Origin of the sequence: Streptosporangium sp. 'caverna' (assembly GCF_003203775.1) — a bacterium.
GTDB lineage: Bacteria > Actinomycetota > Actinomycetes > Streptosporangiales > Streptosporangiaceae > Streptosporangium > Streptosporangium subroseum.
Window position 1 is genome coordinate 2,474,884 of sequence record NZ_CP029711.1, and the last position, 25,966, is coordinate 2,500,849.

Genomic DNA, 25,966 nt, shown 5'->3' on the forward strand with positions numbered 1-25,966 from the left:
ACCGCGTGTTGCCGGGACCGGATTTACGGGCACGGTTCACAGGCTCTCCACGGACTGCTCCGCCGGCGGGTCGGCGCAGGTGGGAGCAGGTATTCATGATCGATCGTTTGGCCGGCCGACGCCGGCCGGGCGGATGGGCGCCGTCGTGTTACCCGGGGAAATGGGCGCGTCGTGATTCTCAGAATGCGCGGTATCGCCAAGAGTTTTCTCGGGGTGCGCGTGCTGAGCGGGGTGAATCTGGAGGTCGCCGCCGGTGAGGTGCACGCCGTCGTGGGCGAGAACGGCGCCGGGAAATCCACGCTGATGAAGATCCTCGCTGGGGTCCACTCGCCCGATGAGGGCAGCGTCGAGATCGACGGCGTCTCCGTCTCCTTCGCCCACCCCGTCGAGGCCCAGCGCGCCGGGGTCGCGATCATCTATCAGGAGTTCAACCTGCTGCCCGAGCGCAGCGTCGCGGAGAACGTCTTCCTCGGACGGGAGCCCGTCCGGCGGGGGCTGGTCGACCGCACCGCGATGGAGACCGACACCACGCGGCTGCTGAAGGAGCTCGGTGAGACCTCCTTCGTCTCCCACGACCTGGTCCGGCACCTGTCCATCGCCCAGCAGCAGGTCGTGGAGATTCTCAAGGCGCTCTCCCAGGACGCCCGGATCATCGTGATGGACGAGCCCACGGCGGCACTGGCCGAGCACGAGGTGGAACTGCTCTACCGGCTGGTCGCCCGGTTGCGGGAGCGGGGGATCGCCGTCCTCTACATCTCCCACCGGCTGCGGGAGGTGTTCGACCTGGCCGAACGGGTGACCGTACTGAAGGACGGCGCGCTGGTCAGGACCGCGGACACCGCCGACATCACCTCCGACGAGCTGGTCAGGCTGATGGTCGGCCGCGACCTCGGCACCTACTTCCCGCCTCGCGGCACCGAGACCGGTGAGGTACGGCTCAGCGTCCGGGGCGGCGGCAACGCCGTACTCGACGGGATCGACCTCCAGGTGAGCGAGGGGGAGATCCTCGGGGTGGCCGGGCTGCAGGGGTCGGGCCGCACCGAGCTGGCGAAGGCGATCTTCGGTGCGGAGCCGTTCACGCGCGGCACGATGAGCCCGCTGCGGCCCAGGTCGGTACGGCAGGCCGTGGCCGCCGGGATCGGGCTGGTGAACGAGGACCGCAAGGCCGAGGGGCTCGCGCTGCGCCAGTCGGTGCGGGACAACGCCCTGCTGGTCTCCCGTTCGGTACGGCGAGGCGGCAGGACCGACATCCGGGAACTCCTGGAGTCGGTACGGCTCCAGCCACCGCGACCCGAGCAGGAGGTCCGCTACCTGTCCGGTGGCAACCAGCAGAAGGTCGTGCTGGCCAAATGGATCACTGTGGCACCCAAGATCCTGATCTTCGACGAGCCCACGCGGGGGGTCGACGTGGGGGCCAAGGCCGCGATCCACGACCTCATGCGCGGGCTGGCCAAGGACGGCATGGCGATCATGATGATCTCCTCCGAACTCCCCGAACTGATCGGCATGAGCGATCGCATCATCGTGATGCGCGACGGACGCATCGCCGGAGCACTTCCCGCCGGCCCCTCAGAGGAGACCGTCATGCACTTGGCCGCCGGCGAGGTGACGCCGTGACCGAACGTACCCTCACCTCTTTCTCCCTCCGAGGGAAGGTGACCGGCTCGACGCTGATCATCTATCTGGCCCTGATCGGCGTCCTGCTCATCGGATGGGTGCTGGTGGCGGTCGACGGGGGGAACTTCCTCACTCTGGAGACCGTCGTCGGCATCCAGCAACGATCGGCCGCGCTGGGGATCGTCGCGGTGGGACAGACGCTGGCGATCCTGGTCGGGTCGCTGGACCTGTCGGTGGCATACCTGATCAGTCTCACGTCGCTCGTCGCGGCGGAGATCATGGCCGGGCAGGACGGCGGGATCCTCCCGGCCGTCGCGGCGGTGATCGCGGTGAGCGCGCTGATCGGCCTGGTCAACGGGCTGGTCATCACGCGGCTTCACGTGCACGCCTTCATCGCGACGCTCGGCGTCGCGCTGATCATCAAGGGAGTGGTGGACCACCTCTACGACGGGCCGTCCGGCAGCGTGCCCGAGTCCTTCCAGCGGCTCGGCTACGACAGGCTCGGGCCGGTTCCGGTCTCGGCGCTGCTCTGGGCGGCCGTCGCCGTCGCGGCGTGGTTCCTGCTCCGCCGTACGAGGCTCGGATACCGGATCTACGCGGTCGGCGGGGACGAGGAGGTGGCCCGGCTCTCCGGGGTGCGGACCGGCAGGGTCATCGTCGCCACTCACGTTCTCTGCTCGATCTGCGCCGGGATCGCCGGGCTGCTGCTGGCCGGCAGGCTCGGCGCGGGGGCGCCCACGGTCGGCACCGACGGCGGCTACGACCTGGAGTCGATCGCCGCGGTGGTGCTCGGCGGCACGGCCCTGGCCGGCGGCAAGGGCGGGGTCCCCGGAACGGTCGGCGGGGTACTGCTGCTGGCCGTGCTCGACAGCATCTTCAACCAGCTTGAGGTCAACGCGTTCTTCAAGGACGTGGTGCGCGGCGTGGTCATCGTCGCCGCGGTGGCCGTTTATGCCCGCCGTACCGTCAGGAGGCGATCCCGATGAGAGCCCTCAGGTCCATGGGGCCCATCTTCCTCGTGCTGGCCGTGCTGCTGGTGCTGATCGCCGCGGCCAACCCGTTCTTCCTGGAGCCCGCCGGGTTCCTCGCGTTCGTCAAGCGCGCCGCGCCGCTGGTCATCCTGGCGGCGGGGCAGTACTTCGTGATCGTCTCCGGGGAGTTCGACCTGTCGGTCGGGTCGCTGGTCACGGTGCAGGTGGTGGTGGCCGCCCGGCTGATCGACGGGGACGAGACGGCGACCTGGTGGGTACTGGCCCTGCTGATCGTGATCGGGCTGCTGGTCGGGCTGATCAACGGGGTGATCACCACCGGGCTTCGGGTGCCGTCCTTCATCACCACGCTCGGCATGATGCTCGTGCTGTCCGGCGCGGTCTTCCTGTGGACGGGCGGCGCCCCGCGCGGCGCGCTGTCGGAGACGTTCAGGATGTTCGGCCGGAAAGACCTCGGCGCGGTGCCCTGGTCGGTGCTCATCCTGCTGGTCATGGGCGGAGCGGCGATCATGCTCATGCGCTCCGACTTCGGCAAGCGGCTCATGGCCACCGGGGACAACGAGCGCGCGGCGGGGCTGTCCGGCGTCCGGGTGAACCGGACCAGGATCCTCGCCTTTGTCATCTCCGGCCTGGCGGCGGCCGTCGCGGGCATCCTGCTCGGCGGTTTCGCGGGGGTCTCCGCCCAGGTCGGACAGGGTCTGGAATTCCAGGCCATCACGGCGGTCGTGCTCGGCGGGGTAGCCCTGGGCGGCGGGCGCGGTTCGGTGGTCGCGGCCATGGCCGGCGCGCTCACGCTCGAAGCGCTGTTCACGCTGCTCAACCTGTACGGAATCTCGGGGGCCCTGGAGTACGCGGTCCAGGGCGTGATCATCATCGCCGCGGTCGCTGCGGGGGCCGTACGGCTTCCGTTCAAACGTGTGGCGCGTGCTTGAACGCGCCTCCGGTAAGGACGCGTTCCTCGACAGAACGCACCTCTCGAAGAGATCGAACCCTCTCGGTAGAACGCTCCACACCAAAGCGCTCCTCACCAAGAGACACCCCCTAAGAAAAAAAGGAGACCTCCATTGAACAGGTCTATCGCGGCCCTCGTCGCGGGAGCCTCCGCGCTGTTACTGGCCGCCGGATGTGCCAGCGACAAACCGACGGCGACCGCCACCGCCCCGGGCGCCTCGACGTCGGCTCCGGCCGCCGCCGCGTCGTCGGGAACGGGAGAGCAGTCGAAGTTCTTCGTCCAGGCGGACTTCGACGCCGAGCTCGCCATGCGCACCCAGAACGCGGAGGGGCCCGCGGACAAGCCGTGGGAGCAGGCCATCGCTCCGGAGATGATCGACACCGCCAAGTACAAGAAGGACGGGCCGTACCACCTCTGCTTCTCCAACGCCGCCGTCAACAACCCGTGGCGGCAGGTGGGCTGGAAGACGATGCAGGCCGAGGTGGCCCTGCACAAGGAGATCACCAAGTTCACCGCCCTCGACGCGGAGGGCAAGGACGACAAGCAGATCTCCGACATCGCCGAGCTGGTCGGCCAGGACTGTGACGCGCTCATCGTCTCGCCCAACACGACGGCGACGCTGACCCCCGCGGTGACCGGCGCCTGTCCCAAGATCCCGGTGATCGTCTTCGACCGCGGCGTGGAGACCGACTGCCCGGTGACGTTCATCAACCCGATCGGCGGCTACGCCTTCGGTGCCGACGGCGCCGAGTTCCTGGTCGAGAAGGTGCCCGCGGGCGGGAAGATCCTCGCGCTGCGGATCCTGCCGGGCGTCGACGTGCTGGAGACCCGCTGGTCGGCGGCCAAGGTGTCCTTCGACAAGAGCCAGCTCAACGTGGTCGGGGTCGAGTTCACCGACGGCGACGCCGCGAAGACCAAGAGCATCGTGAGTGACTACATCCAGCGCCACGGCAAGATCGACGGCATCTGGATGGACGCGGGCGCGACCGCCGTGGCCGCGATCGAGGCCTTCGAGGACGCCGGCCAGCCGGTGCCGGCGATCGTCGGCGAGGACCAGCAGGACTTCCTGCAGAAGTGGAAGGACGGCGGGCTCACGGCCATCGCGCCGACCTACCCCACCTACCAGTGGCGCACCCCGGTCATCGCCGCCCTGAAGATCCTCAAGGGTGAGGAAGTGCCCAAGAGGTGGAAGCTTCCCCAGCCCAAGATCACTTCCGAGAGCCTGGACACCTACCTCCAGCCCAACATGCCGCCGCTCCACTACGCGCTCTGCGGCTGCGAGGACCTGCCTGACTTCCCCGCCAAGTGGGGTGGCAAGTAGGGCTGATCCGCCAGTGGGGAGGAGGCGGCGCCCGGGGCCGGGCGCCGTCTCCTCCCCGACCGTCCGCCGCGCCGTGACCCCACGTCTGTGGGGTCACGGCGCGGCGGTCACCTGTCATGGGACGGCACGTGTTCACGAGGAAAAGGGGTTGCCGGTGTTCTCGATCGGAGTCAACACGTGGGTGTGGGTCTCGCCGCTGACGGGCGAGGATCTCGTACGGCTGGCGCCGAAGGTGGCCGCCTGGGGGTTCGACGTGATCGAGCTGCCGGTGGAGCAGGTCGGTGACTGGGATCCCAAATGGGCGGCCGGCCTGCTGGAGGAGCTCGGCCTGAAGGCGTCGGTGGTGCTGGTCATGCCGCCCGGCAGGGAGCTCGTCGCGACCGATGCCGAGACGGTCAGGTCGACCCAGGAGTACCTGCGTCGATGCGTGGACGCCGCCGTGGCGGTGGGGAGTCCGACCATCGGGGGCCCGGCCTACGCGTCGGTCGGGCGGACCTGGCGGATGTCGGACGAGGAACGGCGGGCGTGCTACGCCGAACTGCGCAAGAACCTGACCCCGGTCGGGGAGTACGCGGCGGAGCGTGGGGTGACGGTCGCCGTCGAGCCCCTCAACCGATACGAGACCAGCCTGATCAACACGGTGGAGCAGGCCGTCGAGGCGGTCGGCGGGATCCCCGGGGTCGGCCTCGCGCTGGACGTCTACCACATGAACATCGAGGAGCGGGATCCGGCGGCGGCCGTACGGCGGGCCGGGGAGCTGGTCGCGCACGTGCAGGTCTGCGCCAACGACCGGGGCGCTCCGGGAGCCGACCACCTGGACTGGCCGGCCCTCGTCGAGGCGCTGCACGCGGTGGACTACCGGGGCCCGCTCTGCATCGAGTCCTTCACCGCGCACAACCGCTCGATCGCCACCGCCGCCTCGGTCTGGCGCCCCCTCGCCGCCAGCCAGGACCTCCTGGCCACCGACGGCCTGGCCTTCCTCCGGGGTCTCTGAGACCGGATCGGATGACGGGTCCGACGGCGGATGGAGGTGGGGAGGTCGTGGGTATCCGCACCTTCTACGTCGATCCGCTACCGATCCAAGACCGGCCGCGAGGCTTCGCCCCCATGCTCGGCGAAGCCCTGCGCGCGGGCGAGCCCGGCTCGAAGGCGTTCGCCATCGGCGTGTAGAGGGGGCGGCCCATCCCTGGGCCGCCCCTTTTCGCTCAAGCGCCTACGGTCCCGTCGACACCCTCGCGGAGAAAGTCCGCGTGCCCGTTGTGGCGGCCGTACTCCAGAAGCACGTGCACCATCACCATCCGCAGCGACACGTCCTCGCCCCACCTCGGCTGGTGCCCGGACAGATCCAGGGACTCGGCCTCCCGCTCGACGCGGCGTGAGTTCTCGACCTCCGCCTCCCAGGCCGTGAACGCCTCGGCCCTGGTCGAATTCCTGGCATCGTACGCCGCCTGAAAGTCGATCTTGTCGGACCAGACCATCGGGGCGTCGTTGTCCTCGAACACCCGGCGGAACCAGGTCCGCTCCACCTCCGCCATGTGCCGCACCAGGCCAAGCAGCGAAAGCGTCGACGGCGGCATCGACTGCCGCCGGAGCTCCTCATCGGTGAGTCCCTCGCACTTCATGGCGAGGGTCGCGCGCTGGTAGTCGAGGAAGGCCCGCAGCATTTCACGTTCGCTGCCGAAGTTCGGGGGTCCTACGCGATTGTCGGTGGTCACGGGTCTCGCTCCTCGTCCAGGCTTCAGCTCAAAGGGCAGAACCTACTCTTATCGGTCAACCCTCGTTGAGGGTCGCCTGCCCGGACCAAGGTAGGACGAGCACCGCGCCGTTCCAGGACCGACCGGCGACGCCGACCACCGGGAAGCCGCTGAGCTCAGGTCGTGTGGAAAGCACACCCTCGGAACGAGGGCCGTCCTGACGCGGCCGCCCGGTGCCGCCCGCCTCAGGCGAAGAGATCGACGGCGTTGCCGTCGGGGTCGTGGACGATGGCGTACCGCTGGCCCCAGACCGCGTCCCAGGGTTCCTTGTGGCCGTGGTAGCCGAGCCCGGTGAGCTTGCCGTACGCGGCGTCGACCTCGGAGGGGGAGTCCAGCCTGAAGGCCAGTGCGATGCGGTGGCCGCCGGTGGGCCGTTCCCAGGCCGGATCGAACGACCGGACGGTGTCCTCGGTGTCCCAGGCGAGGCGCAGGCCGCCGGGCAGTTCCACCTCGGCGTGCGGCGACGCGTCCGCCTCGGGCGGCAGGTCGAGTCCGAGGTGACGGTAGAAGGCCAGGGAACGGGCCATGTCCTGGACGACGAGGCCGATGAGATCAATCTTGGCGTGCATCTTGGGTCGCCCCTTCAACGTGGTGGGATGTTGTGGTTGATCCGGAACAGGTTCTGCGGGTCGTAGCGCGACTTCACCTCGGTGAGGCGGGTGAAGTCCGCCGGCGTGTAGGCGGTCCGGACCCGCTCGACGCCGACGTCGTCGATGCCCAGGAAGTTGGCGAAGGAACCGCCGGTGCACCAGGGCCGCATCTTGTCGTTCAGCGTGCCGTGCGCGAGCCGGTTCTCCTCGATCCGGTCCGGATCGAGGAGCGAACCGGAGTAGAGGGAGAAGGCCGCGTCGCGTCCGCCGACCGCGTTCGGCACGGCGGGCGGCCGGGCGTAGGCGCCGCCGAAGTGGCGCAGCTCGACGACGAACGGGGCGTCGGCCTCCGGTCCCGCCAGCGACACCAACGTGTCGACGGCGTGCGCGTCCAGGTGGCCGAGCAGGACGTTCGTGTCGTAGGCGGCGGCGGGTTCGGTCGGCTCGTGGTGGATGGATCCGACCTGGGCGTACGGCATCTCGCCGACGGTGTCGAGCAGCCGGGGGCCGAGGTCGCGCAGTCGCCGGGTCAGCCGTTCGCCCTCCTCCGCGGGGCCGCTGTGGGCGATCCGCACGTGGGTGACAAAACGGCCGCGCAATGATCCGGGCACGGCGGGATCGTCCGGGTAGTGGATCAGCATGACCGAGGACGCCATCTCCTCGGGTACGGCCGCCGCCCACTCGGCGTAGGCGTGCAGGACATCCGAGGTCGCCTCGGCGGGGAAGTACAGCCCTCCTCCGTACAGGCGTGCGACCGGGAAAAGGTCGATCTCCATGGCGACGACCACCCCGAAGTTGCCCTTTCCGCCGCGCAGCGCCCAGAACAGGTCCGGTTCGAGATCGGCCGACACCTGCCGCAGCCGTCCGTCGGCGGTCACGACCTCGAACCCGCGCACGTGGTCGGCGGCGTAGCCGTAACGGCGGCCGAGCAGGCCCGCCCCGCCGCCGAGCGTGTAGCCGACCGCGCCGACGTTGGGGCTCGATCCGTTCAGGGGAGCCAGCCCGTACGGCGTGGTCGCCTCCAGCACCCGCTGCCAGCGCACCCCGGCCTCGACCCGGGCGGTCGCGGCCGCCGCGTCGACCTGGACGCCGTCCATCCGCCGCGTGTTGACGAGCACGGCGTCGTCGGCCGTGACGGCGGGCCCGTGCCCGGTCGCCAGCACCGCCACGGGAAGGTCGCGGGAGGCGGCCGTGGTCACCGCGGCCCGTACGTCCTCCGCGCAGGTCGCCCCGACGATGAGGGCCGGACGGTGTTCGACGGCGAGGTTGAACCCCGACCGTTCCCCGTCGTAACCGCCGTCGCCCGGCTGGAAGACCGGGCCCGTGAAATCGTTCATCCAGGTGAGGCTAGTGACGGCGGTCATCCCGGTCTTGTAGGAATCGGACACGTCCACACGCCGGATCAGGCCGGCTCGCGGTGTGACGGTGCCGACCGGGGAGCGTGCTGCCGCGGACGCAGGCCCGCGTCCCGGCTCAGGACCCGGAACCGGAGACCGGGCCGTCGCCGTTCTCGGGAGAAGTCCCCGCCCGGCGCGGGCGCCTGAAGAAGGCGGCCACCGCGTAGGGGTCGACGGGGTCGGTGAGCAGGGCGAGCATCTCCTCCCGGCGTTCGGGGTCGATCTTGAACGGGTGGCCGAACACGTGCGGGCCCGCCCCGTCGTCCAGCAGCCTGGTCAGCATCAGGTCGCCGGGCAGCGCCTGCTGGGAGAGCAGCTCGTCGGTCAGCGTCACCCGCTCCTCGCCCTCGCGTACGGTGATCTCCTCCCCGGCGACGTCGAGGACCTCCCACAGGCGCAGCGGCGTCCGCCGCCAGGACTCCAGCAGCGCCGTCTCGTCGTCGCGCAGCCACTCTCCCCGCGCGTCCAGGAACTCGCCGACCACGTCGTTCTCGAACAGCGCCAGGTCGGCCAGGGCGGGCTCGGCCACCCTGACGCTCAGCCCGATCAGGTCGTCGAGCAGGCTCCTCCGGGCCGGGCGGTAGAGGTAGGTGTGCAACTGCCGGAACAGGTGCGCGGACCGCTCGGGCAGCGGGGCGTCGGGGTCGGTACGGCACGCGGCGTACTCGGCCGCGTCCTGCTGGGCCAGGGCAAGATCGGGAGCGGCGAAGAGCGCCTCGGAGATGAGCTCCGCCGCCTCGAACGAGCGGCCCTCACCCTCGGCCGACCTGGCGATCAGCAGCAGCGCGGCCGGTTCGGTGCGGGGGAGCGCCTCGATCAGCGCCGGGCCGAGGGGCTCGCGCTCCACCTCATCGGCGATCTTCGCGAGCACGACCTCGGAACGGGACAGGTAGGTGATCGCCTTGGACAGGTCGTTGCCCTCGTCGTAGGTGCGCAGCGCGCTGCGCACCAGGGTCAGCCTGATGATGTCGAGCGAGGTGAGGTCCGCGACCGACGCGGGGTCCCACGGCGCGCCCACGATGCCCACCCGGCCTCCGTGCAACTCCAGGGAGGCGTTGCGGAGCAGCGGGGCCAGCGGGGGGAGTGGGTCGGCGAACGTCTCGGGAGCCTTCATCAGCAACTCCAGGACCACGACGTCGATCGGCACGCCGGGGCTGGGCTCGAGCCCTTCGGCGAAGGCGCGCAGCCCGTCCAGTGCCTGCTCCCCGAACTCCTGGACGACCCGGATCGTCCGTTCGGCGGGGAAATCGGCCAGTTCGGTGATGGACAGCTCGAAGGTGCCGTCGCGCAGGCGCAGCGCGATCATGTCCTCCGGCTTCACCCCGGCCAGCCAGCCCTCGGGCCCGGTCAGGACCGGCGCGCCCGTGTCGATCGAGGTCCGGACCAGGCCGCCCACGGCCAGCGGCACTCCCGCGCCGTCGGCCAGCCGTGCCCACAACCGAAGGTCGTCGGCGGCCAGCAGCACCCCGTCCGTCAGCTCGGCCCGGGTGACGAGGTGCGTCAGCACCGCGCCCTCGCTCAACGTCAGAAGCTCGCTCATCCATCCATTGTTCTCGACCCGGGGGCATGACGGCACCGCCGCCGCCCCCGTGAGAGTTCACGGAAGCGGCGGCGGCGCTTGGCTCACCGTCGACCCTGGGCGCTTATGGCCTGGTCAGGCCCAGGGCCGCTCGTGGCCTGGTCGGCCCTGGGAGTTCCTACGGCCTGGTCAGGCCCAGGCGGAAGGCGCCGGAGCCGCTGTAGGCGTGGACCCGGACGCGGTAGGTGCCCGCGGTGCCGGTGTAGGTGAAGGCCTCGTCGGGGCTGGCGGTGGCCCCGCTGGCCACGTTGGTCCAGGTGGAGCCGCTCAGCTTCTGCAGGTAGATGTCGAAGTCGGTGCCGGTCGGACCGTCAAGGCAGACGCGCTGCACGCCGGCGGCGGCGCTGTAGCCGGTGCTGCTCGTCGCGTAGGCGCTCTGGTTGGAGGTCAGGGTGCCGGTGTAGGTGTTCTGGTAGCCGGTGCACCCGCCGGTGGGCGGCGGGGTGGTTCCGCCGGTGGTCAGGGTGAGTCCGTAGGCCTGCAGGATCTCGTTGATCGGCTGGAAGTAGGTCGTGCCGCCGGAGGTGCAGTTGCCCGATCCGCCGGAGGTGACGCCCTGCGCCTGGCTGCCGGAGATGAGGGAGCCGCCGGAGTCGCCGGGCTCGGCGCACACGCTGGTGCGGATCAGGCCGGTGATGGTGCCCTCGGGGTAGGTGACGCTGGCGTTGCGGGCCTGGATGGTGCCGCAGTGCCAGCCGGTGGTCGAGCCCGCCCGGCAGACCGACGAGCCCACGGCCGCGTCGGTGGATCCGCCGACCTGGACGATGCCGTTGGTGTAGCCGTTCACGACGCCGGTCGGGGTCCAGTTGGAGTTGACCGCGACCCAGGAGTAGTCGTTGCCGGGGAAGGAGGAGGCCTGGAAGGTGCCCTGCGCGACCTGGTTGGAGCCCCTGGTGGTGGCTCCGGCGGTGCCGCAGTGACCGGCGCTGGCGAAGCCGCCCTGGGTGCCGCGGGTGACCGAGAAGCCGACCGAGCAGCGGGAGCCGCTGCCGATGTAGTAGGCGTCGCCGCCGCGGACGTCGTAGAGCGGCCGGGGCTGCTCGGTGGAGGCCTCAACGCGGATCAGGGACTTGTCGGCGCCGCTGGCGTTCACGAACGCCTCGGCGGCGGCGGGGTCGGCCGCCAGCACCACGACGCTGTTGCTCTGGAGGTCGACGTACCAGGAGGGCACCGACTTCGACGTGCCGGCGGCGGCGTCGAGCTGCGCGTTGGCGGCGTCGAGCGCGGCCAGCGAGTGCTTGACGAGCTTGGCCTCGGCACCGGCGCGGAGAATGGAGGTGACCTTCGTCGAGTCGCTGGTGGCGACCACGAAGGTGGAGGTGGCGCCGGTCACCCAGGCCCCGGCGAAGCCGGCGGCGAGCTGCTCGCGGAGGGCGGGCCCGACCTTGGCGGCGGCGGCCTCGTTGATCAGACGGGTCGCGGCCTGCTCGGCGGTGATTCCGAGGTCGCGCGTGAGTCCTTCGATCATGGCGGGTGCGGGCTGGGCGGCGGCTGCGGCCTGGGCCTGCGCCTGGGCGAACGCTGTGGGGGCGGCGGTTTCTCCGCCGGGCCCCGTCTGGGCGATGGCGGGGGTGGCCACCAGTGTGAGGGCGAGCGCGAAGCCCGCCGTCACGGCACTTCTGCGGAGCATGGGTTGATCTCCTCATGTGGGGGGTGGCGCAAACGTAACGGTGTTCACATGAGGCACGGCTCTATCAGATGTCACCTATCGCCACGTTATGGAGAGATCATCACGTTACGGAGAGGTACCGAAGCCGGGATTGTCGGCCAGCCAGACGGCATATCGCCTGCTCCGCCGTACCGCGTCGGTGTGGGCGGCCTTCGCGTGCTCGAATATCGTCGATACGACTCCGGCGGTGGACGTCTCCGGATGCCAGCCGAGCAGCTGCCGCCAGCGCAGCGGGGCGCCGGTGAGCGGCACCAGCGCCAGGCCCTCGGCCGGCTGGAAGGTCGCCTGGCACAGGGCCACGGCACGGCCGACCTTGGCCAGGTGCATGCACGTGGCCACATCGGTCTCGTAGATGGTCTTGGGCGTGAAACCCGAGCGGGCGCAGGCCGTGGCGAAGCAGTCGCCGAAGCAGCTGTCACCGGGGGTGACCGTCCACTGCTCGTCGGCCAGCTCGGCCAGCTCGACCTCCTTCCTGCCCGCCAGGGCGTGGTCCTCGTTCAGCAGGACGAAGACCGGATCCGTCCCCACGGTCAGCCACGCCACCGGTCCCTCCACCGGAGGCGAGCTCTCCCCGCAGGCGCCGATGATCGCGAAGTCGACCCGGCCGAGCATGACCATCGTGGTGAGCTCCTTGGCCGACCAGGAGGTGTGGGTGCTCACCGGCGTCGTCGGCCATGCCGTGGCGAGCCGGTCCACCAGTCCGCCCAGGATCGGGCCGTTGGTGGCGCCCAGCCGGTATCTGGGGACGTCCACGCTCGCGTTGGCGAACCGGACCGCCTCCTCCTGAAGCTCCCGGGCGGCGGGCAGCAGCACCATCGCCCGGGACAGCACCAGCTCCCCGAGAGGCGTGGCCCGTGCGCCGTTGTGGTCGCGTTCGAAAAGAGCACCGCCGAGCACCCGCTCTATGCGTTTGAGCTGCGCTGTCAGCGCAGGCTGGGCCAGACCTAGGTTGGTGGCCGCCTTGGTGACGCTCCCGGCATCGGCGACCGCGCGGACGATCTTGAGGTGTCGGAGCTCGAGGTCCATACCGGGAACGTAAGGCCACATCGGTATGCCCGCAATGCAAATGTGTCACGAAATCTGACGGATTTTCGTCGAATCGTTCCAACAGGAAGCATCGCCGAGGTGGCTGGGAGGTGAAGGTGGGCCGTGACGGGGTAGGCGAGTCCTATGACGATGGGAATTGATCCGAAGGACCTGTCCGAGGATGACCTCTTCCGTGAGCTGCGACAACTGCACGCGACCCGGACGGAGACGCTCATGCACGGTTCCGATGAGGCGCTCGCCAACCACACCACGCGGTCCGAGGAGCTGGAGCAGGAGTATCTGCGCCGCCACCCCGCCCGGGATGTCGATCCCGAGCGACTGCGGGCGGGCGCCCGGCTGCGCTGACCGTCCCCGATCTCACGATGAACTGTCGAGCCGTCCTCGGCCCTGCGGTCGGCGGCTTGGGGTATCGGGCTGTGCCCGATCCCGTGATCGGGCCTGAGATATTGAGCTCGCAGGGTGGCGGGTCTCCCGTCTGGTGACGCGTTTCGCCAGGTGGGGGACCTTTTTTTGGTGCCCGAGGTGGCGCAATCCGAACGTTACCCTTATTTTCCTACCTGGTAGCTAGGGTTGTGTGCATGGACAAGGTGACTGCCGTACCGGCGCTCGCGGACGGACGGCGCCCCAGGGCCGACCGGGCCCGGCAGGTGGCGGACCTCCTGCGCGGGGAGATCGCGCACGGGCGGTTCGGCGGAGGGCAGCTGCCGCTGGAGGCCGCGCTCGCCCGCGAGTTCGGCACCTCGCGCAACACCGTCCGCGACGCGCTTGACCTGCTGCGGGACGAGGGGCTGATCGAGCGCTGTCCCGGTGTGGGCACCACGGTCTCGGGCGAGAAGTATCCGCACGGCCTGCACCGGCTGCTCGGACTCGCCGAGGTCCTCCACGAGCACGGCGAGGTGACCAACGAGGTCCGCGCGATGTCTCTCATCGAACCGCCCCCGGCGGTCAGCGGGCGGTTGGGTCTGGCCTTGGGAGAGCCGGTCGTCTACGTCGAGCGCCTGCGCCGGCTCAACGGGCTGCCGCTCTCGCTCGACCTGACCTACCTCGTCCGCGACGTCGGCGAACCGCTGTTCGACGCGGACCTGGAGCACAACGACATCTTCGTGCTCCTGGAGCGGATCGCCGGGCAGCGGCTCGGGCTGGCCGAGCTGAGCCTGGAGGCCGTCAACGCCGACGCGCACACCGCGGCCGTGCTCGGCGCCCCGCGCGGCGTGGCACTGCTGATGGTCGAACGGCTCGCCCACCTGGCCGACGGGCGACCGGTGGATCTGGAGTTCATCCGCTTCCGCGGCGACCGCCTGACCATGCGCGGCCACCTGCGGCGCTCCCCGAACGACTCGATGGAGAAGACATGGCCATGATCACTCAGCGCGTCGAGGTCCCGGTGACCATCGACGAGGCACTCTGCATCGACGGCTGCACGCTCTGCGTCGACGTCTGCCCGCTCGACTCACTCGCGATCAGCGACGAGACGGGCAAGGCGTACATGCACGTCGACGAGTGCTGGTACTGCGGGCCGTGCGCCGACCGGTGCCCCGTGGACGCCGTCACCATCAACATCCCCTACCTGCTGCGCTGAAAGGCCGCGCGCGTGGGTGGCGACCGCGGTCGCCACCCTGCCCGCCGAACCGCGCGATCCCCATGCCGGCCGCGCGGACTCCCGCGAACGGATCCCGAAGGAGCTGCAGTGGAGATCCCCTCGATCGACGACCGCCTCGACCTCGAGTGCGAGGTGCTCGTCGTGGGCGGCGGCACCGCCGGAACCATGGCCGCGATCACCGCGGCCGAGCGCGGCGCGCGGGTGCTGCTGCTGGAGAAGGCCCACGTACGGCACAGCGGGGCACTGGCCATGGGCATGGACGGCGTCAACAACGCGGTCATCCCCGGCAAGGCCACCCCCGAGGACTACGTCGCCGAGATCACCCGGGCCAATGACGGGGTCGTCAACCAGAAAACGATCTACCAGACGGCCACGCGGGGCCACGCCATGGTGAAGCGGCTCGAAGGCTACGGGGTGAAGTTCGAGAAGGACGAGTACGGCGAGTACGCGGTGCGGCGCGTGCACCGCTCGGGCAGCTACGTGCTCCCCATGCCCGAGGGCAAGGACGTCAAGAAGGTGCTCTACCGGGTGCTGCGCCGCCGCGACATCCGTTCGCTGGTCCGTATCGAGAACCGTTTCATGCCCGTGCGAATCCTCACCCAGGGGGGCAGGGCGGTGGGGGCCGCCGGGTTCGACACCCGCTCCGGCCGGTTCGTCACGGTCAGGGCGGGCGCGGTCATCCTGGCCACCGGAGCCTGCGGGCGCCTCGGCCTGCCCGCCAGCGGCTACCTCTACGGCACCTACGAGAACCCGACCAACGCCGGTGACGGCTACGCGATGGCCTACCACGCGGGCGCCGAGCTCAGCGGCATCGAGTGCTTCCAGATCAACCCGCTGATCAAGGACTACAACGGCCCCGCCTGCGCCTACGTGGCCAACCCGTTCGGCGGCTACCAGGTCAACAGCAGGGGCGAGCGCTTCGTCGACTCCGACTACTGGTCGGGCCAGATGATGTCCGAGGTGTCGAGGGAGATCGCCTCGGCCCGCGGCCCGATCTACCTCAAGCTCTCGCACCTGCCCGACGAGACCGTCAGCGCCGTCGAGGGCATCCTGCACTCCACCGAGCGCCCCACCCGGGGCACCTTCCACGCCGGGCGCGGCCACGACTACCGCACCCACGACGTGGAGATGCACATCTCCGAGATCGGCCTGTGCGGCGGGCACTCCGCGTCGGGCGTGTGGGTGGACGAGAACGGCGCGACCACCGTCCCCGGCCTCTACGCGGCGGGTGACCTGGCGTGCGTGCCGCACAACTACATGATCGGCGCGTTCGTCTTCGGCGACCTGGCGGGCACCCACGCCGCCGCCCGCCACGCCGTGCCGGAGACGCTCCCCGAAGATCAGATCGCCGCCGCCCACGAGCTGGTCTACCGCCCGCTCCGCAACCCGGACGGCCCCCCGCAGCCGCAGGTCGAGTACAAACTGCGCCGCTTCGTCAACGACTACGTCGCCCCGCCCAAGACCGGCGCCAAGCTGGAGATCGCGCTGGAGTCCTTCGAGCGGATGCGCGGCGAGATCGCGGAGATGGGCGCGCGGACCCCGCACGAGCTCATGCGCTGCGCCGAGGTCGACTTCATCCGCGACTGCGCGGAGATGGCCGCCCGCTCCTCCCTCACCCGGACCGAGAGCCGCTGGGGCCTCTACCACGAGAGGGCCGATCTCCCCGAACGGGACGACGACGGCTGGCTGTTCCACCTCAACCTGCGCAAGCGCGCCGACGGCGCCATGGAGTTCCTCAAACGGCCGGTCGAGCCGTACCTCGTGCCCGTGGCCGAGTTCCAGCCCACGGGCACCGAGCCGGTGCTCCTCGGGGCCCGGACCACCGTCGCGGTACGGCGGGCGAGCGCGGGCGGGGCAGAGCGGGGCTCGGTGGGCCGCTCACCACGCATCCTGGAGCTGCAGCGGCTGGCCGAGGACCAGCCCGGCGTCGGCCGGCTCGCCCCCTACCTCGCCGACGAGGACCCGAAGATCAGGCGGGCCGCGATCGCCACGCTGACCGAGACCGTGCCCGAGGGGACCGGCGCCGCGCTGATCGCCGCCCTCGCCGACGGCCACGGCATCGTACGGCGGGCCGCGGCGACCGGGCTCCGCGAGCTGCTGGAGGTGCTGCCCGCCACGCCGGAGCTGGGCGGCGGCCTGACCGAGCGGGTCGCCAGCCCCGACCCGGTGGTGCGCGCCACCGCGGTGGACGCCCTGCGCGCCCTGCGCCTGGGGGGAAGCGAGATCTTCGCCGCGGCCGTCTCCGACACCGACCGCAGGGTCCGGATCGAGGCCATCCGCGGCCTCGTCTCGCTGAACGAGACCGCCCTGGTGGCCGCGGCCGCGGACGACCCCGCGCGCGAGGTCCGCGTCTGGGTCGCCCGCGGACTCGGCCTCGTCGGCAGGCCCTCCGCCGCCCTGGCCCGGCTCGCGGGGGATCCGGATCCGCTCGTCAGGGCCGCCGCCCTGGAGTCGTCCGGAGCGGTCGCGGACCCTCTGGAGGCGCAGGCCGTACGGGCGCTGAAGGACCCCGCCTGGGAGGTCCGCGTCGGTGCGGCCAGATGCCTGGCCGCGGCCACCCCGGAGGTCGCGGTCGGACCGCTCCTGACGGTCCTGTCCGACGACAACCTCGACGTCCGCAAGGCCGCGGTGCTCGCCCTGGCCCCCTGGACCTCCCGGCCCGACGTGACCCGCGCCCTGCGCGCGGCCGGTGACGACCCCGACGCCGACGTCCGGGCCTACGCCCGCAGGTCACTGGCCGGCAGCGCGCGCTGAGGCCCTTCACGCCCGCGGGCCAACGGCCGGCCGCGCGCCGAGGTCAGCGCCTGTCCCGGGTCATGACCCGGTTCCTGGTGCCGCGATCCTGGCCGTCTGAAGGGCTGGGGGAGGGTGCGCTTGTCTCGAGTTATGATCCGCACGCTTCCGGGCGCCTTGATGCTGGCCGCCTGCAGTGCCAAGGGAGGGTGCGCCCGTTCCGGGTCACGACCCGGTTCCGAGTGCCGTGATCCTGGCCGTCTGGAGCGCCAGGGAGGGCGCGCCGGGGCGGTTGTCGATCTCGATGTGAGGCACGGCGGGTGGTTCGTCCGCCTTGATCGCCCGCAGGTAGTCCTCGAAGCGGGCCAGTTTCCCCGCGTCCCTGGCGAGGCCCCTGGCCTCCAGCCGGGAGCGCAGGGTCGGGCCGTCCGAGCGGATCCAGATCAGGTGGACCGGCGGCCCGCCCAGCTCCTCGACCCAGCGTTCCCACCGCTCCGCGTCGTGCACCTGGCCGGTGAACGGCCCCTCGATCATCACCGGGCAGCCGTGGGAGCGGATCTGCCGGGCCGTCGCCGTCATCCCCTCGTACTCATGCCGCTTGACGTGCTCGTCATACCAGGGGCCCTCGCGCTCTCCGGGCTCACGATCGTGAGCCCGGAGGGTGGCCGCCACGAACCCGGCGTAGAGGGTGTCCTTGTCGAGCAGCGCGGGCACCGGGTCGAGCCGCGCGAGCAGCGCCGCCGCCACGGTCGACTTCCCCGCGCCCGGCGGCCCGCTCACCACCCACAGCGGAGCCGGCCGGCCGGTGGCCTCGCCTCCGTCCGGCCCCGCCAGACCTCCACCGGGCGTCGCCACGTCCGGGCCGTCGTCCCGGCTCACGGGATGCCGGCCCTGGCCGCGTCCTCGTGCCCGTCTCCGCTCACGGGACGTCAGTCCCGCCAGGCCTTCGCCACGATCTCCACGACGGCCGGAGCCTGGGCGAGACCGGCCTCGAAGGCCGGGCGCCACAGCGCGCCGTCCATGACGTTGGAGCCGAACACGGCCATGGACGCCTCGTCGGGGCCCACGTGGGCGATGGTGGCGTCGCCGAGCTCGGCGACCTCGGCCTCGAAGCGCTGCCGCGGCGCCATGCTCGCCAGCGGCTCCAGGATCACCACGGTGGAGCTGCCCGCCGCCAGGTCGATGTTGGTCGCCGAACGGACCCCGCCGTCCATGTAACGGTGCCCGTTGATCTCCACCGGCGGATACACGCAGGGGACCGCGCAGCTGGAGGCGACGGCCAGCACCAGCGACGCCCCGGAGTCGCGCTCCCAGACCGTGAACTCGCCGGTCTCGGCGTCGACAGCGGTGATCATCAGGCGGCGCTCCGGCCACTCCTTCACGGGCAGCCGGTTGCCGACGGTCTCGATCCTGGCTCCGGTGTCCTCCACGGCCAGAGCCATCGCGCCCACCCGGCGCCTGGCCTCCTGGGGTTCGAGGGAGGGGTCGTAGAGCAGGGCGAAGGCGGCCATCACCGGCTCCATGTCGACCGGGGGAGCCTTCGCGGCCGGGGCCTCCGCCTGGGTGCCGACCGAACTCTCCAGATCGGCGCCGGTGGTCACCAGCGCCCCGACCACCGACCCCGCCGAGGTGCCGATCACCAGATCGGCCTCTCCCAGATCCACGCCCGCGCGGCGCAGGCCGGTGATGACCCCGGCCTCCCAGGCGATTCCCGCTATACCCCCGCCACCAAGCACCAATGTCCTCGTCATGTGCCTATTCATACCCGATCATTCCTTGCGACTGAACAGCAGGTGCTCTCGATTACCTGTCGTTTGTAGACAGGACAGAGGACGGTCACCCACCCCCGGGTGACGAGAGCCGGCAGCAGACGGTCGCCGGACCGGTCATGCGCGGCCTTCAGACGTCGCGGCCCTCCATGCCCGCCTGGGCGGGGTCGACGCCCCAGGAGATGATCCGCCTGGGGTGGATGCGGATGATCTCGCGGCTCATGTACGGCGAGGGTGGGTCGTGGTCCTCGACGGCCTCGGCCGTGCCGCGGATCTCCACGCCTCTGACCCGCCAGGGGTCGACCGAGGCGAGGTCGTCCACCACGAAGGCCACCTGGCCGTTCGCCCGCACGTTGCGGAACTTCCTGGTCGTCCCCATCGCGCGCCCGTAGATGTCGATGGTGCCGGTCTCGGGATTGTGGCGGAAGCCGGTCGGACTATTCTGAAGCACCCCGTCGGCGCCGGCCGTGGCCAGGCGGCCCAGGTGCTGTGTGGCGAGGTAGTCGAGTTCTGCCTGCGTGAACGTCATGGTTCAAGCATTCAACCTCAACCTTGCTTGAGGTCAAGTTAAAGTAAGATATGCCCAACAATCCGGAGATCACCGTCGGCCAGCTCTCCGAGCGCAGCGGGGTCGCCGTCTCCGCCCTGCGCTTCTACGAGTCCAAGGGCCTGATTCGCAGCCGTCGTACGGCGGGCAACCAGCGTCGCTTCTCCCGCGACACGCTCCGCAGGATCGCCTTCATCAGGGTCTCCCAGCGCGTGGGGATCCCGCTGAAGGTGATCCAGGACGCGCTCTCCGCGCTTCCCGGCGAACGCACGCCCACCCGCGAGGACTGGGCGAGGCTCTCGGCGAGATGGCAGGGCGAGCTGGACGACCGCATCAAGCAGCTCGAACGGCTCCGCCACGGCCTGACCGAGTGCATCGCCTGCGGCTGCCTCTCCCTGGACCGCTGCGCGCTGTCCAACCCCGACGACGTGGCCGCCGCCCGGGGACCCGGCTCGCGCCTGATGGTCGCCCCGCGCGACGGCTGCGCTCCCTCCTGCTAGCGGGCACCGTCCGGGCGGGCGCCCGCCCCGGTGGGATCGCCGTACGGCGCGGGTGCCCGGCGGGGCGCTCATTTCTCCCGAAGGGTCGGCGGGGCGCTCACTTTTCCTGGAGTACGGACAGGATGTTGCCCGCGGGGTCCTTGAACCACGCGATGTAGGGGCCTTCTCCGCGGTGGATGCCCTTGCTGTCCATCTCGGGAAGGCCGTAGTTCTCGAAGCTCACTCCGCGTCCGGTCAGCTTGTCGACGGCCGCCTCGATGTCGTCCACCGGGAAGTTGAGGATCGTGAAGGACGCCGGGGCGTGGTCGGGCTTGGGATAGATCAGCACGTTCGTGCCACCGGCGAGGTGCAGGGTCACGAGGCCGTACTCCTCGGACAGGTCCAGGCCGAGCGTCCCGCCGTAGAACTCCTTCGCCTTCTCCATGTCGTTCACGGAGAAGCCGCTGAACGCGTTGATGTCCTTGAACATGACGCCGCTCCTTCGCGGGTGGTGATTCGCACTCCGGTTCTAATCTAGAACCGGCTGGTTGCGAATAACAAGCATCGAATCGCCGGTGGGCGGGCGCCGCCGGCCTGGAAGGGCCCGGAGCCCACCGGCGCATTCGCGATCTTGGTTCGCTCCGCGCGGGCCGGTTTCGAGGGTCGGGCGGACCCTGGATGAGGACGGCCGTTACTCCGTGTTCCAGGCGAAACTTATGGAAGTTTCGCGGGTTTTGCCGCGTGCCTGTTAGTTGTGTCTCCAAACTATTGACGGCCCAGGGTCCGGCGTGTGACCCTCTGGGCGTTCATGCACGCGCATCATGGGCGGCTGACGGTCAGGGTCCCGCCACCTGATCGTGCATGGCGGTTTGTCCGTTGCTTTGCGAAGGGAAGCCGTACATGCGAAGAAGGCTGTTCAGCATGCTCACCGCCGTGGCGGTGGCGTGCGCGACGGTCGGCGCGGCCGTCGCGGGCGGGACCGCGTCAGCGTCCTCGTCCGTGGCCGCCGCCGAGCCGTACCAGTGGAAGAACGTCAGGATCGACGGCGGCGGATTCGTGCCGGGGATCATCTTCAACCAGACCGAGAGGAACCTGATCTACGCCCGCACCGACATCGGCGGCGCCTACCGCTGGGAGCAGTCGAGTAAGAGCTGGACCCCGCTGCTCGACTGGGTGGGCCTGGACAAGTGGGGCTACAACGGCGTGGTCAGCCTTGCCACCGACCCGGTGGAGACCGGCAGGGTCTACGTCGCCGCCGGGATGTACACCAACAGCTGGGACCCCAACAACGGCGCGATCCTGCGCTCGGCGGACAAGGGGGCGACCTGGCAGGCCACGGCGCTGCCGTTCAAGCTCGGCGGCAACATGCCGGGCAGGGGGATGGGCGAGCGACTGGCCGTCGACCCCAACAGGAACAGCATCGTGTATCTGGGCGCGCCCGACGGCAACGGCCTGTGGCGCAGCACCGACAAGGGCGTGACCTGGGCGAAGGTGGCGTCCTTCCCCAATCCGGGCAACTACGCCCAGGACCCCGCCGACCCCAACGGCTACCTCAGCCACCGCCCCGGCGTGGTCTGGGTGACCTTCGACAAGTCCTCGGCGACCGCGGGCAACACGACGCAGAAGATCTACGTCGGCGTCGCGGACAAGGAGAACACCGTCTACAGCTCCGCCAACGGCGGGACCACCTGGACCAGGGTCGCCGGGCAGCCGACCGGCTACATCGCGCACAAGGGCGTGCTGGACAACACCGGCCAGACGCTCTACATCGCCACCAGCGACACCGGCGGGCCGTACGACGGGGCCAAGGGTGACGTGTGGAAGCTCAACACGGCCACCGGCGTGTGGACCCAGATCAGCCCGATCCCCTCAAGCTCGGCCGACGACTACTTCGGCTACAGCGGCCTCACGGTCGACCGGCAGCGCCCCGGCACGCTGATGGTCGCCACCCAGATCTCCTGGTGGCCGGATGTGATCTTCTTCCGCTCCACCGACAGCGGTGCGACCTGGACCAGGGTCTGGGACTTCACGTCGTACCCGAACCGCAGCTTCCGCTACACGATGGACGTCTCCTCCTCACCGTGGCTGACCCTCGGGGCGAACCCGCAGCCACCCGAGGTGGCGCCCAAGCTCGGCTGGATGACCGAGTCGATGGAGATCGACCCGTTCGACTCCAACCGCATGATGTACGGCACGGGCGCCACGCTCTACGGCACCGAGGACCTGTTGAAATGGGACACCGCCGGTGCCCAGTTCACGATCAGGCCGATGGTGAAGGGGCTTGAGGAGACCGCGGTCCTCGACCTGATCAGCCCGCCCTCCGGGGCCCCACTGGTCAGCGGGCTGGGCGACATCGGCGGCTTCCGCCACACCAACCTCGACGCCGTCCCGCCGATGATGTTCACCTCCCCGTACTTCACCTCGACGACCAGCCTCGACTACGCCGAGACCAACCCGGCCGTCATGGTCCGCTCCGGCAACTTCGCCGACGCCGACCGGCCGAACGACAGCCACGTCGCCTTCTCCACCGACGGCGGCGCCAACTGGTTCCAGGGCGGCGAGCCCGGCGGGATCAACGAGGGCGGCACGGTCGCGGCGGCGGCGGACGGATCCAGGTTCGTCTGGGCGCCCAAGGGCGTGGGCGTGCACTACTCGGTCGGTTTCGGCAACACCTGGACCGCCTCCACCGGCCTCCCGACCGGGGCCGTGGTGGAGTCCGACCGGGTCAACTCCAGCAAGTTCTACGGCTTCAACGCCGGGACGTTCTACGCCAGCACCAACGGCGGCGTCTCGTTCACGGCCACCGCCGCGACCGGGCTGCCGGCCGTGGGCAACGTCAAGTTCAAGGCCGTGCCCGGCCGCGAGGGCGACATCTGGCTGGCGGGCGGCGAGACGGGCGCGTCCGGCATCTGGCACTCCACCAACGGCGGAGCGTCGTTCACCAAGCTGTCCGGCGTCACGAGCGCGGTCAACATCGGGTTCGGCAAGGCGGCGCCCGGCCGGAGCTACCAGGCCCTGTACACGCTCGCCACGGTCGGCGGGGTGAGCGGCGTGTTCCGCTCCGACGACACGGGCGCCACCTGGCTCAGGATCAACGACGACCAGCACCAGTACGGCAACGCGGGCGAGGCCATCACCGGTGACCCCCGGATCTACGGCCGGGTCTACCTCGGCACCAACGGCCGGGGCATCCTCTACGCCGACAACGGCGGGGTCGTCCCGCCGGCGGACACCGTTCCGCCGTCGAGGCCGGGAACCCCGGCGGCCTCGGCGATCACCTCTTCGGGTGCCACGTTGACGTGGACGGCTTCGACGGATGCCGTTGGGGTGAGCGGTTATGACGTGTATCGGGAGGCGGGGGCGACGGATGTGAAGGTCGGTTCGCCGACCGGAGCGTCGTTCGCGGTGACCGGGTTGTCTCCGGACACCTCGTACTCGTTCTATGTGATCGCCCGTGATGCCGCGGGCAACAGTTCGACGGCCTCCAGTCCGGTCACCTTCAGGACCATTCCGGGATCTGCGGGCAGCGGATGCACCGCGGCCTACAGAGTGACCAACTCCTGGCAGGGCGGCTTCCAGGGCGAGGTGACGGTGAAGAACGCCGGCACCGCGGCGATCAGTGCCTGGACCGTCAAGTGGTCGTTCCCGAACGGCCAGACGATCACTCAGCTCTGGAGCGGGGTCCACACCCAGACCGGTGCCGACGTCACCGTGAAGAACACGAGCTGGAACGGCAGCCTGGCGGGCGGCGCCTCCACGACGTTCGGCTTCGGTGCCGGCTGGACCGGGACGAACGGGGTGCCCTCCACGGTCACCTGCACCATCGGTTGAGCCCGGGGTGGCGTGCCCTTACAGGGACACGTCACCCCGGTTCGACCCGTGGTGGCGTGCCATCTAAGGGCACGCCACCACGGGTCGAACCGGAGCGGTGGCGTGCTTCCCAACCAGGGAGCACGCCATCACCGCTGCGGTCCAGGTAGCGGGACGCGTCCACCTCGGAAGCGCGCCCGCGGGCGGGACCCAGGCTGACGCATCCGGGCGTCACAGCGTGATCAGGAATCGCGTTTTCGCAGCTCAGAGGCCGAAAATTGACCGCTCGTCCTGAGGGCGGCCACACGTGCACGACGCGTACCCCGGGGTGGGCGGAGGAAGGTCGTTCGGGCCTATTCTGGAACCTAACCAACGGTCCGGGGGAGTTGCGTGACGATCTCAGGTGGAGCGGGAAATCCTCAGGACGGGCCCCAGAGGCAGTCCGCGACCGGCGACGCTCTGAAGGACGACGAGGCTGGCGCGGAGCGGTTGGAAAACCCTCAGAACGGGCTCCACAGGCCGTCCGTGACCGGTGACGCCGACGACTTGAAGGACGAGGCGGCGGAGCGGTCCGCCATAGGCCGCAGGCTCGACAGGGTCAGGTCCACCCCCGCGGGACGGCTCACCCTGAAGATCGCCGTCGGCACCGTCGGTGCCGTGCTGGTCGTCGCGGGCCTCATCATGGTGCCCTTCCCCGGCCCCGGCTGGCTGGTCGTCTTCGCCGGTCTGGCGGTCCTGGCCACGGAGTTCCACTGGGCCAACCGGGTCCTGGATTTCGGCAAGCGAACCCTGGCGGGCTGGACGGCCTGGCTCGGCCGCCGGGGCTGGACGGTCAAGATCCTGGTCGTCCTCGTCGCCGCCGCGGCGGCCGCCGTCATCGTGTACTACGGCCTGAAGCTCAGCTTCGACTTCGACCTGATAGCCGAGGCCCGGAAGCTCTTCACCCGTTGACGCCTCCGGAGCCCTACGAACTCCGGATCTTCATGAACTCCGGAGCCCCGTGAAGAAGTCCGGCCCGCCGTGACGATCCGGCTGTCACGCGTCCGACGCGTCAGCGGAGGCCGGGCCGGCATCCGGGAGGCGTGACCGACGACGGCGCCCGTGAGGTCGAGTTCACGGGCGGCCACGGGCACCCCCTGCCCGCGATGGCGGAGGCCGGGCCGACGTCCGGGAGGCGCGATCGCGACCGTGAGGTCGAGTCCGCGGGCGGCTACGGGCGTTCCCTGCCCGCGATCAGGTCGGCGACTCCGTCCAGGATCCGGGCCAGGCCGAAGGTGAGGGCGTGGGTGGGGCTGGAGGCCGCCTGATACTCCTCGCCCGCGGACTGACCCACGCGTGAGGCCACGGGGAACCGGGACGCGTCCGCGACCTTGTCGAGCAGCGGGGCATTGGAGACCCACCATTCGGCATCCGTCATCCCGGTGTCCTGCTGGGTCTGCGCCATGTTGGCCTGGAGCCTGGCGGTGCCTTCGACGTGGGTCAGGATCAGGGCCAGGACGGAGTCCATCTCGACGTCGGACAGGCCGATGCCGTCCAGCGGACGCAGCTCGGCCTCGTATTTGAGCGTGGCGTTCGGGCCCAGCACGGGGCGGCCGCCGACGATGTGCAGCATCCAGGGATGCCGCCGGTAGAGGTCCCAGTTGCGGGTGGCGATGAACTCCAGGGCGCCCCGCCAGCCGCCGGGCTGTCCGGACGGGGCGTCCACATCGGCGTAGAGCTCCCCGAAGGCAGTGTCGATCATGAGGTCGGTCAGCTCGGCCTTGCCGGGGACGTGGGTGTAGAGGGACATGGTCCCGACCTCCAGCCGATCGGCGACCTGACGCATGGAGACCGCCTCAAGCCCGTTGGCGTCGGCGAGCTCGATGGCCGCGAGGACGATCGACCGGACCGTCAGCCCGGACCGCCCCGGCTTGCTGTGCGAGCCCCACAGCAGCGCCAGGCTCCGGGCCGGATCAGCGTCAGAGGCTTTCTTTCCACCCACGGGAACAATCTCCAAATCGTCGTCGTTGGGTCCACCGTAACCGAGCCGTACGATGTACGGTACGGTCTACGCTTCAAGAGTGGATCGATGTCGGCAGATCTTCCGGCCTGGCCGGACGGGAAAAGGGTGGAT

Annotated in this window: 24 protein-coding genes; 13 read left to right on the forward strand and 11 right to left on the reverse strand. The window is 70.3% G+C overall.

What is annotated here, in order from left to right; genetic code table 11:
* Window positions 1-183 precede the first annotated feature (183 nt).
* The 6 genes from DKM19_RS10880 (at window position 184) to DKM19_RS52495 (ending at window position 6,049) form a co-directional block, all read left to right on the forward strand.
* Entirely contained in the window at window positions 184-1,617 is a 1,434-nt protein-coding gene (locus tag DKM19_RS10880) for a sugar ABC transporter ATP-binding protein (RefSeq protein ID WP_110695597.1), read from the forward strand.
* Window positions 1,614-2,603, forward strand: a complete 990-nt coding sequence (locus DKM19_RS10885; protein WP_239514188.1) for an ABC transporter permease — start codon at window positions 1,614-1,616, stop codon at window positions 2,601-2,603. The genes DKM19_RS10880 and DKM19_RS10885 overlap by 4 nt, the downstream gene beginning before the upstream one ends.
* Window positions 2,600-3,538, forward strand: a complete 939-nt coding sequence (locus DKM19_RS10890; protein WP_110695598.1) for an ABC transporter permease — start codon at window positions 2,600-2,602, stop codon at window positions 3,536-3,538. Before DKM19_RS10885 ends, DKM19_RS10890 begins: the two co-directional genes overlap by 4 nt.
* A 132-nt stretch (window positions 3,539-3,670) precedes the next feature.
* The gene (locus DKM19_RS10895) at window positions 3,671-4,879 is read left to right on the forward strand and encodes an ABC transporter substrate-binding protein (protein ID WP_110695599.1); all 1,209 of its coding nucleotides are present in this window, start codon (window positions 3,671-3,673) and stop codon (window positions 4,877-4,879) included.
* Between the two features lie 154 nt (window positions 4,880-5,033).
* Entirely contained in the window at window positions 5,034-5,873 is an 840-nt protein-coding gene (locus DKM19_RS10900; protein ID WP_110705637.1) for a sugar phosphate isomerase/epimerase, read from the forward strand.
* A gap of 47 nt (window positions 5,874-5,920) precedes the next feature.
* Complete coding sequence (locus DKM19_RS52495) at window positions 5,921-6,049, forward strand: hypothetical protein (protein WP_255415514.1); 129 nt, start codon at window positions 5,921-5,923, stop codon at window positions 6,047-6,049.
* Between the two features lie 35 nt (window positions 6,050-6,084).
* On the opposite strand, the gene DKM19_RS10905 is transcribed toward DKM19_RS52495, so the two are convergent.
* The 6 genes from DKM19_RS10905 to DKM19_RS10930 all read right to left on the reverse strand — a co-directional run bounded on the left by DKM19_RS10905 (window position 6,085) and on the right by DKM19_RS10930 (window position 12,894).
* The gene (locus DKM19_RS10905; RefSeq protein WP_110695600.1) at window positions 6,085-6,594 is read right to left on the reverse strand and encodes a DinB family protein; all 510 of its coding nucleotides are present in this window, start codon (window positions 6,592-6,594) and stop codon (window positions 6,085-6,087) included.
* A 224-nt stretch (window positions 6,595-6,818) separates the two neighbouring features.
* Window positions 6,819-7,202, reverse strand: coding sequence for a VOC family protein (locus DKM19_RS10910; RefSeq protein WP_110695601.1), 384 nt, complete (start codon window positions 7,200-7,202; stop codon window positions 6,819-6,821).
* A gap of 14 nt (window positions 7,203-7,216) precedes the next feature.
* On the reverse strand, window positions 7,217-8,587 hold the full coding sequence (locus DKM19_RS10915) for an FAD-binding oxidoreductase (protein WP_239514189.1): 1,371 nt from the start codon (window positions 8,585-8,587) through the stop codon (window positions 7,217-7,219).
* Between the two features lie 109 nt (window positions 8,588-8,696).
* Window positions 8,697-10,160, reverse strand: coding sequence for a hypothetical protein (locus DKM19_RS10920; RefSeq protein ID WP_110695602.1), 1,464 nt, complete (start codon window positions 10,158-10,160; stop codon window positions 8,697-8,699).
* Window positions 10,161-10,317: 157 nt separating this feature from the next.
* Window positions 10,318-11,829 (reverse strand): S1 family peptidase, encoded by a 1,512-nt coding sequence (locus DKM19_RS10925; RefSeq protein ID WP_110695603.1) that lies wholly within the window; start codon window positions 11,827-11,829, stop codon window positions 10,318-10,320.
* 105 nt (window positions 11,830-11,934) lie between these two features.
* On the reverse strand, window positions 11,935-12,894 hold the full coding sequence (locus DKM19_RS10930) for a LysR family transcriptional regulator (protein WP_110695604.1): 960 nt from the start codon (window positions 12,892-12,894) through the stop codon (window positions 11,935-11,937).
* Window positions 12,895-13,038: 144 nt separating this feature from the next.
* Between DKM19_RS10930 and DKM19_RS10935 the strand changes: the two genes are divergently transcribed.
* The 4 genes from DKM19_RS10935 to DKM19_RS10950 all read left to right on the forward strand — a co-directional run bounded on the left by DKM19_RS10935 (window position 13,039) and on the right by DKM19_RS10950 (window position 17,269).
* On the forward strand, window positions 13,039-13,260 hold the full coding sequence (locus DKM19_RS10935) for a DUF6158 family protein (protein WP_089205200.1): 222 nt from the start codon (window positions 13,039-13,041) through the stop codon (window positions 13,258-13,260).
* Window positions 13,261-13,493: 233 nt separating this feature from the next.
* Complete coding sequence (locus DKM19_RS10940; protein WP_110695605.1) at window positions 13,494-14,276, forward strand: GntR family transcriptional regulator; 783 nt, start codon at window positions 13,494-13,496, stop codon at window positions 14,274-14,276.
* The gene (locus DKM19_RS10945; RefSeq protein WP_089205198.1) at window positions 14,267-14,494 is read left to right on the forward strand and encodes a ferredoxin family protein; all 228 of its coding nucleotides are present in this window, start codon (window positions 14,267-14,269) and stop codon (window positions 14,492-14,494) included. The genes DKM19_RS10940 and DKM19_RS10945 overlap by 10 nt, the downstream gene beginning before the upstream one ends.
* Window positions 14,495-14,602: 108 nt before the next feature.
* Window positions 14,603-17,269 (forward strand): fumarate reductase/succinate dehydrogenase flavoprotein subunit, encoded by a 2,667-nt coding sequence (locus DKM19_RS10950; RefSeq protein WP_110695606.1) that lies wholly within the window; start codon window positions 14,603-14,605, stop codon window positions 17,267-17,269.
* 204 nt (window positions 17,270-17,473) lie between these two features.
* Here the strand turns inward: DKM19_RS10950 and DKM19_RS10955 are convergent, their stop codons facing one another.
* The 3 genes from DKM19_RS10955 to DKM19_RS10965 form a co-directional block, all read right to left on the reverse strand.
* On the reverse strand, window positions 17,474-18,082 hold the full coding sequence (locus DKM19_RS10955) for an AAA family ATPase (protein ID WP_110705639.1): 609 nt from the start codon (window positions 18,080-18,082) through the stop codon (window positions 17,474-17,476).
* 95 nt (window positions 18,083-18,177) lie between these two features.
* A complete protein-coding gene (locus DKM19_RS10960; RefSeq protein WP_110695607.1) occupies window positions 18,178-18,999 on the reverse strand; it encodes a patatin-like phospholipase family protein in 822 nt (273 codons plus the stop codon).
* A 148-nt stretch (window positions 19,000-19,147) separates the two neighbouring features.
* Window positions 19,148-19,546: a PPOX class F420-dependent oxidoreductase gene (locus DKM19_RS10965; protein ID WP_110695608.1), complete on the reverse strand. Its 399-nt coding sequence runs from the start codon at window positions 19,544-19,546 to the stop codon at window positions 19,148-19,150.
* A 50-nt stretch (window positions 19,547-19,596) separates the two neighbouring features.
* On the opposite strand from DKM19_RS10965, the gene soxR reads away from it, so the two are divergent.
* Window positions 19,597-20,064, forward strand: coding sequence for a redox-sensitive transcriptional activator SoxR (gene soxR / locus DKM19_RS10970; protein WP_089205193.1), 468 nt, complete (start codon window positions 19,597-19,599; stop codon window positions 20,062-20,064).
* A 97-nt stretch (window positions 20,065-20,161) separates the two neighbouring features.
* Here the strand turns inward: soxR and DKM19_RS10975 are convergent, their stop codons facing one another.
* Complete coding sequence (locus DKM19_RS10975; protein WP_110695609.1) at window positions 20,162-20,533, reverse strand: VOC family protein; 372 nt, start codon at window positions 20,531-20,533, stop codon at window positions 20,162-20,164.
* A 410-nt stretch (window positions 20,534-20,943) separates the two neighbouring features.
* Here DKM19_RS10975 and DKM19_RS10980 point away from each other — a divergent pair, with 410 nt between their 5' ends.
* Window positions 20,944-23,874, forward strand: coding sequence for a cellulose binding domain-containing protein (locus DKM19_RS10980; protein ID WP_110695610.1), 2,931 nt, complete (start codon window positions 20,944-20,946; stop codon window positions 23,872-23,874).
* 369 nt (window positions 23,875-24,243) lie between these two features.
* Window positions 24,244-24,804: a TIGR02611 family protein gene (locus DKM19_RS10985; RefSeq protein WP_239514190.1), complete on the forward strand. Its 561-nt coding sequence runs from the start codon at window positions 24,244-24,246 to the stop codon at window positions 24,802-24,804.
* Window positions 24,805-25,063: 259 nt separating this feature from the next.
* Here DKM19_RS10985 and DKM19_RS10990 read toward each other — a convergent pair whose 3' ends face one another.
* Window positions 25,064-25,834: a TetR/AcrR family transcriptional regulator gene (locus tag DKM19_RS10990; protein WP_110695611.1), complete on the reverse strand. Its 771-nt coding sequence runs from the start codon at window positions 25,832-25,834 to the stop codon at window positions 25,064-25,066.
* Window positions 25,835-25,966 lie beyond the last annotated feature (132 nt).

Bases quoted from the DNA above. Each gene is read 5' to 3' on its own strand.
- DKM19_RS10940 (WP_110695605.1), top strand. From the start codon at position 13,494: ATGGACAAGGTGACTGCCGTACCGGCGCTCGCGGACGGACGGCGCCCC.
- DKM19_RS10915 (WP_239514189.1), bottom strand. From the start codon at position 8,587: ATGACCGCCGTCACTAGCCTCACCTGGATGAACGATTTCACGGGCCCG.
- DKM19_RS10965 (WP_110695608.1), bottom strand. From the start codon at position 19,546: ATGACGTTCACGCAGGCAGAACTCGACTACCTCGCCACACAGCACCTG.
- DKM19_RS10880 (WP_110695597.1), top strand. From the start codon at position 184: ATGCGCGGTATCGCCAAGAGTTTTCTCGGGGTGCGCGTGCTGAGCGGG.
- DKM19_RS10960 (WP_110695607.1), bottom strand. From the start codon at position 18,999: ATGACGAGGACATTGGTGCTTGGTGGCGGGGGTATAGCGGGAATCGCC.
- DKM19_RS10925 (WP_110695603.1), bottom strand. From the start codon at position 11,829: ATGCTCCGCAGAAGTGCCGTGACGGCGGGCTTCGCGCTCGCCCTCACA.
- DKM19_RS10910 (WP_110695601.1), bottom strand. From the start codon at position 7,202: ATGCACGCCAAGATTGATCTCATCGGCCTCGTCGTCCAGGACATGGCC.
- soxR (WP_089205193.1), top strand. From the start codon at position 19,597: ATGCCCAACAATCCGGAGATCACCGTCGGCCAGCTCTCCGAGCGCAGC.
- DKM19_RS10890 (WP_110695598.1), top strand. From the start codon at position 2,600: ATGAGAGCCCTCAGGTCCATGGGGCCCATCTTCCTCGTGCTGGCCGTG.
- DKM19_RS10975 (WP_110695609.1), bottom strand. From the start codon at position 20,533: ATGTTCAAGGACATCAACGCGTTCAGCGGCTTCTCCGTGAACGACATG.
- DKM19_RS10980 (WP_110695610.1), top strand. From the start codon at position 20,944: ATGCGAAGAAGGCTGTTCAGCATGCTCACCGCCGTGGCGGTGGCGTGC.
- DKM19_RS10920 (WP_110695602.1), bottom strand. From the start codon at position 10,160: ATGAGCGAGCTTCTGACGTTGAGCGAGGGCGCGGTGCTGACGCACCTC.
- DKM19_RS10930 (WP_110695604.1), bottom strand. From the start codon at position 12,894: ATGGACCTCGAGCTCCGACACCTCAAGATCGTCCGCGCGGTCGCCGAT.
- DKM19_RS10945 (WP_089205198.1), top strand. From the start codon at position 14,267: ATGGCCATGATCACTCAGCGCGTCGAGGTCCCGGTGACCATCGACGAG.
- DKM19_RS10935 (WP_089205200.1), top strand. From the start codon at position 13,039: ATGACGATGGGAATTGATCCGAAGGACCTGTCCGAGGATGACCTCTTC.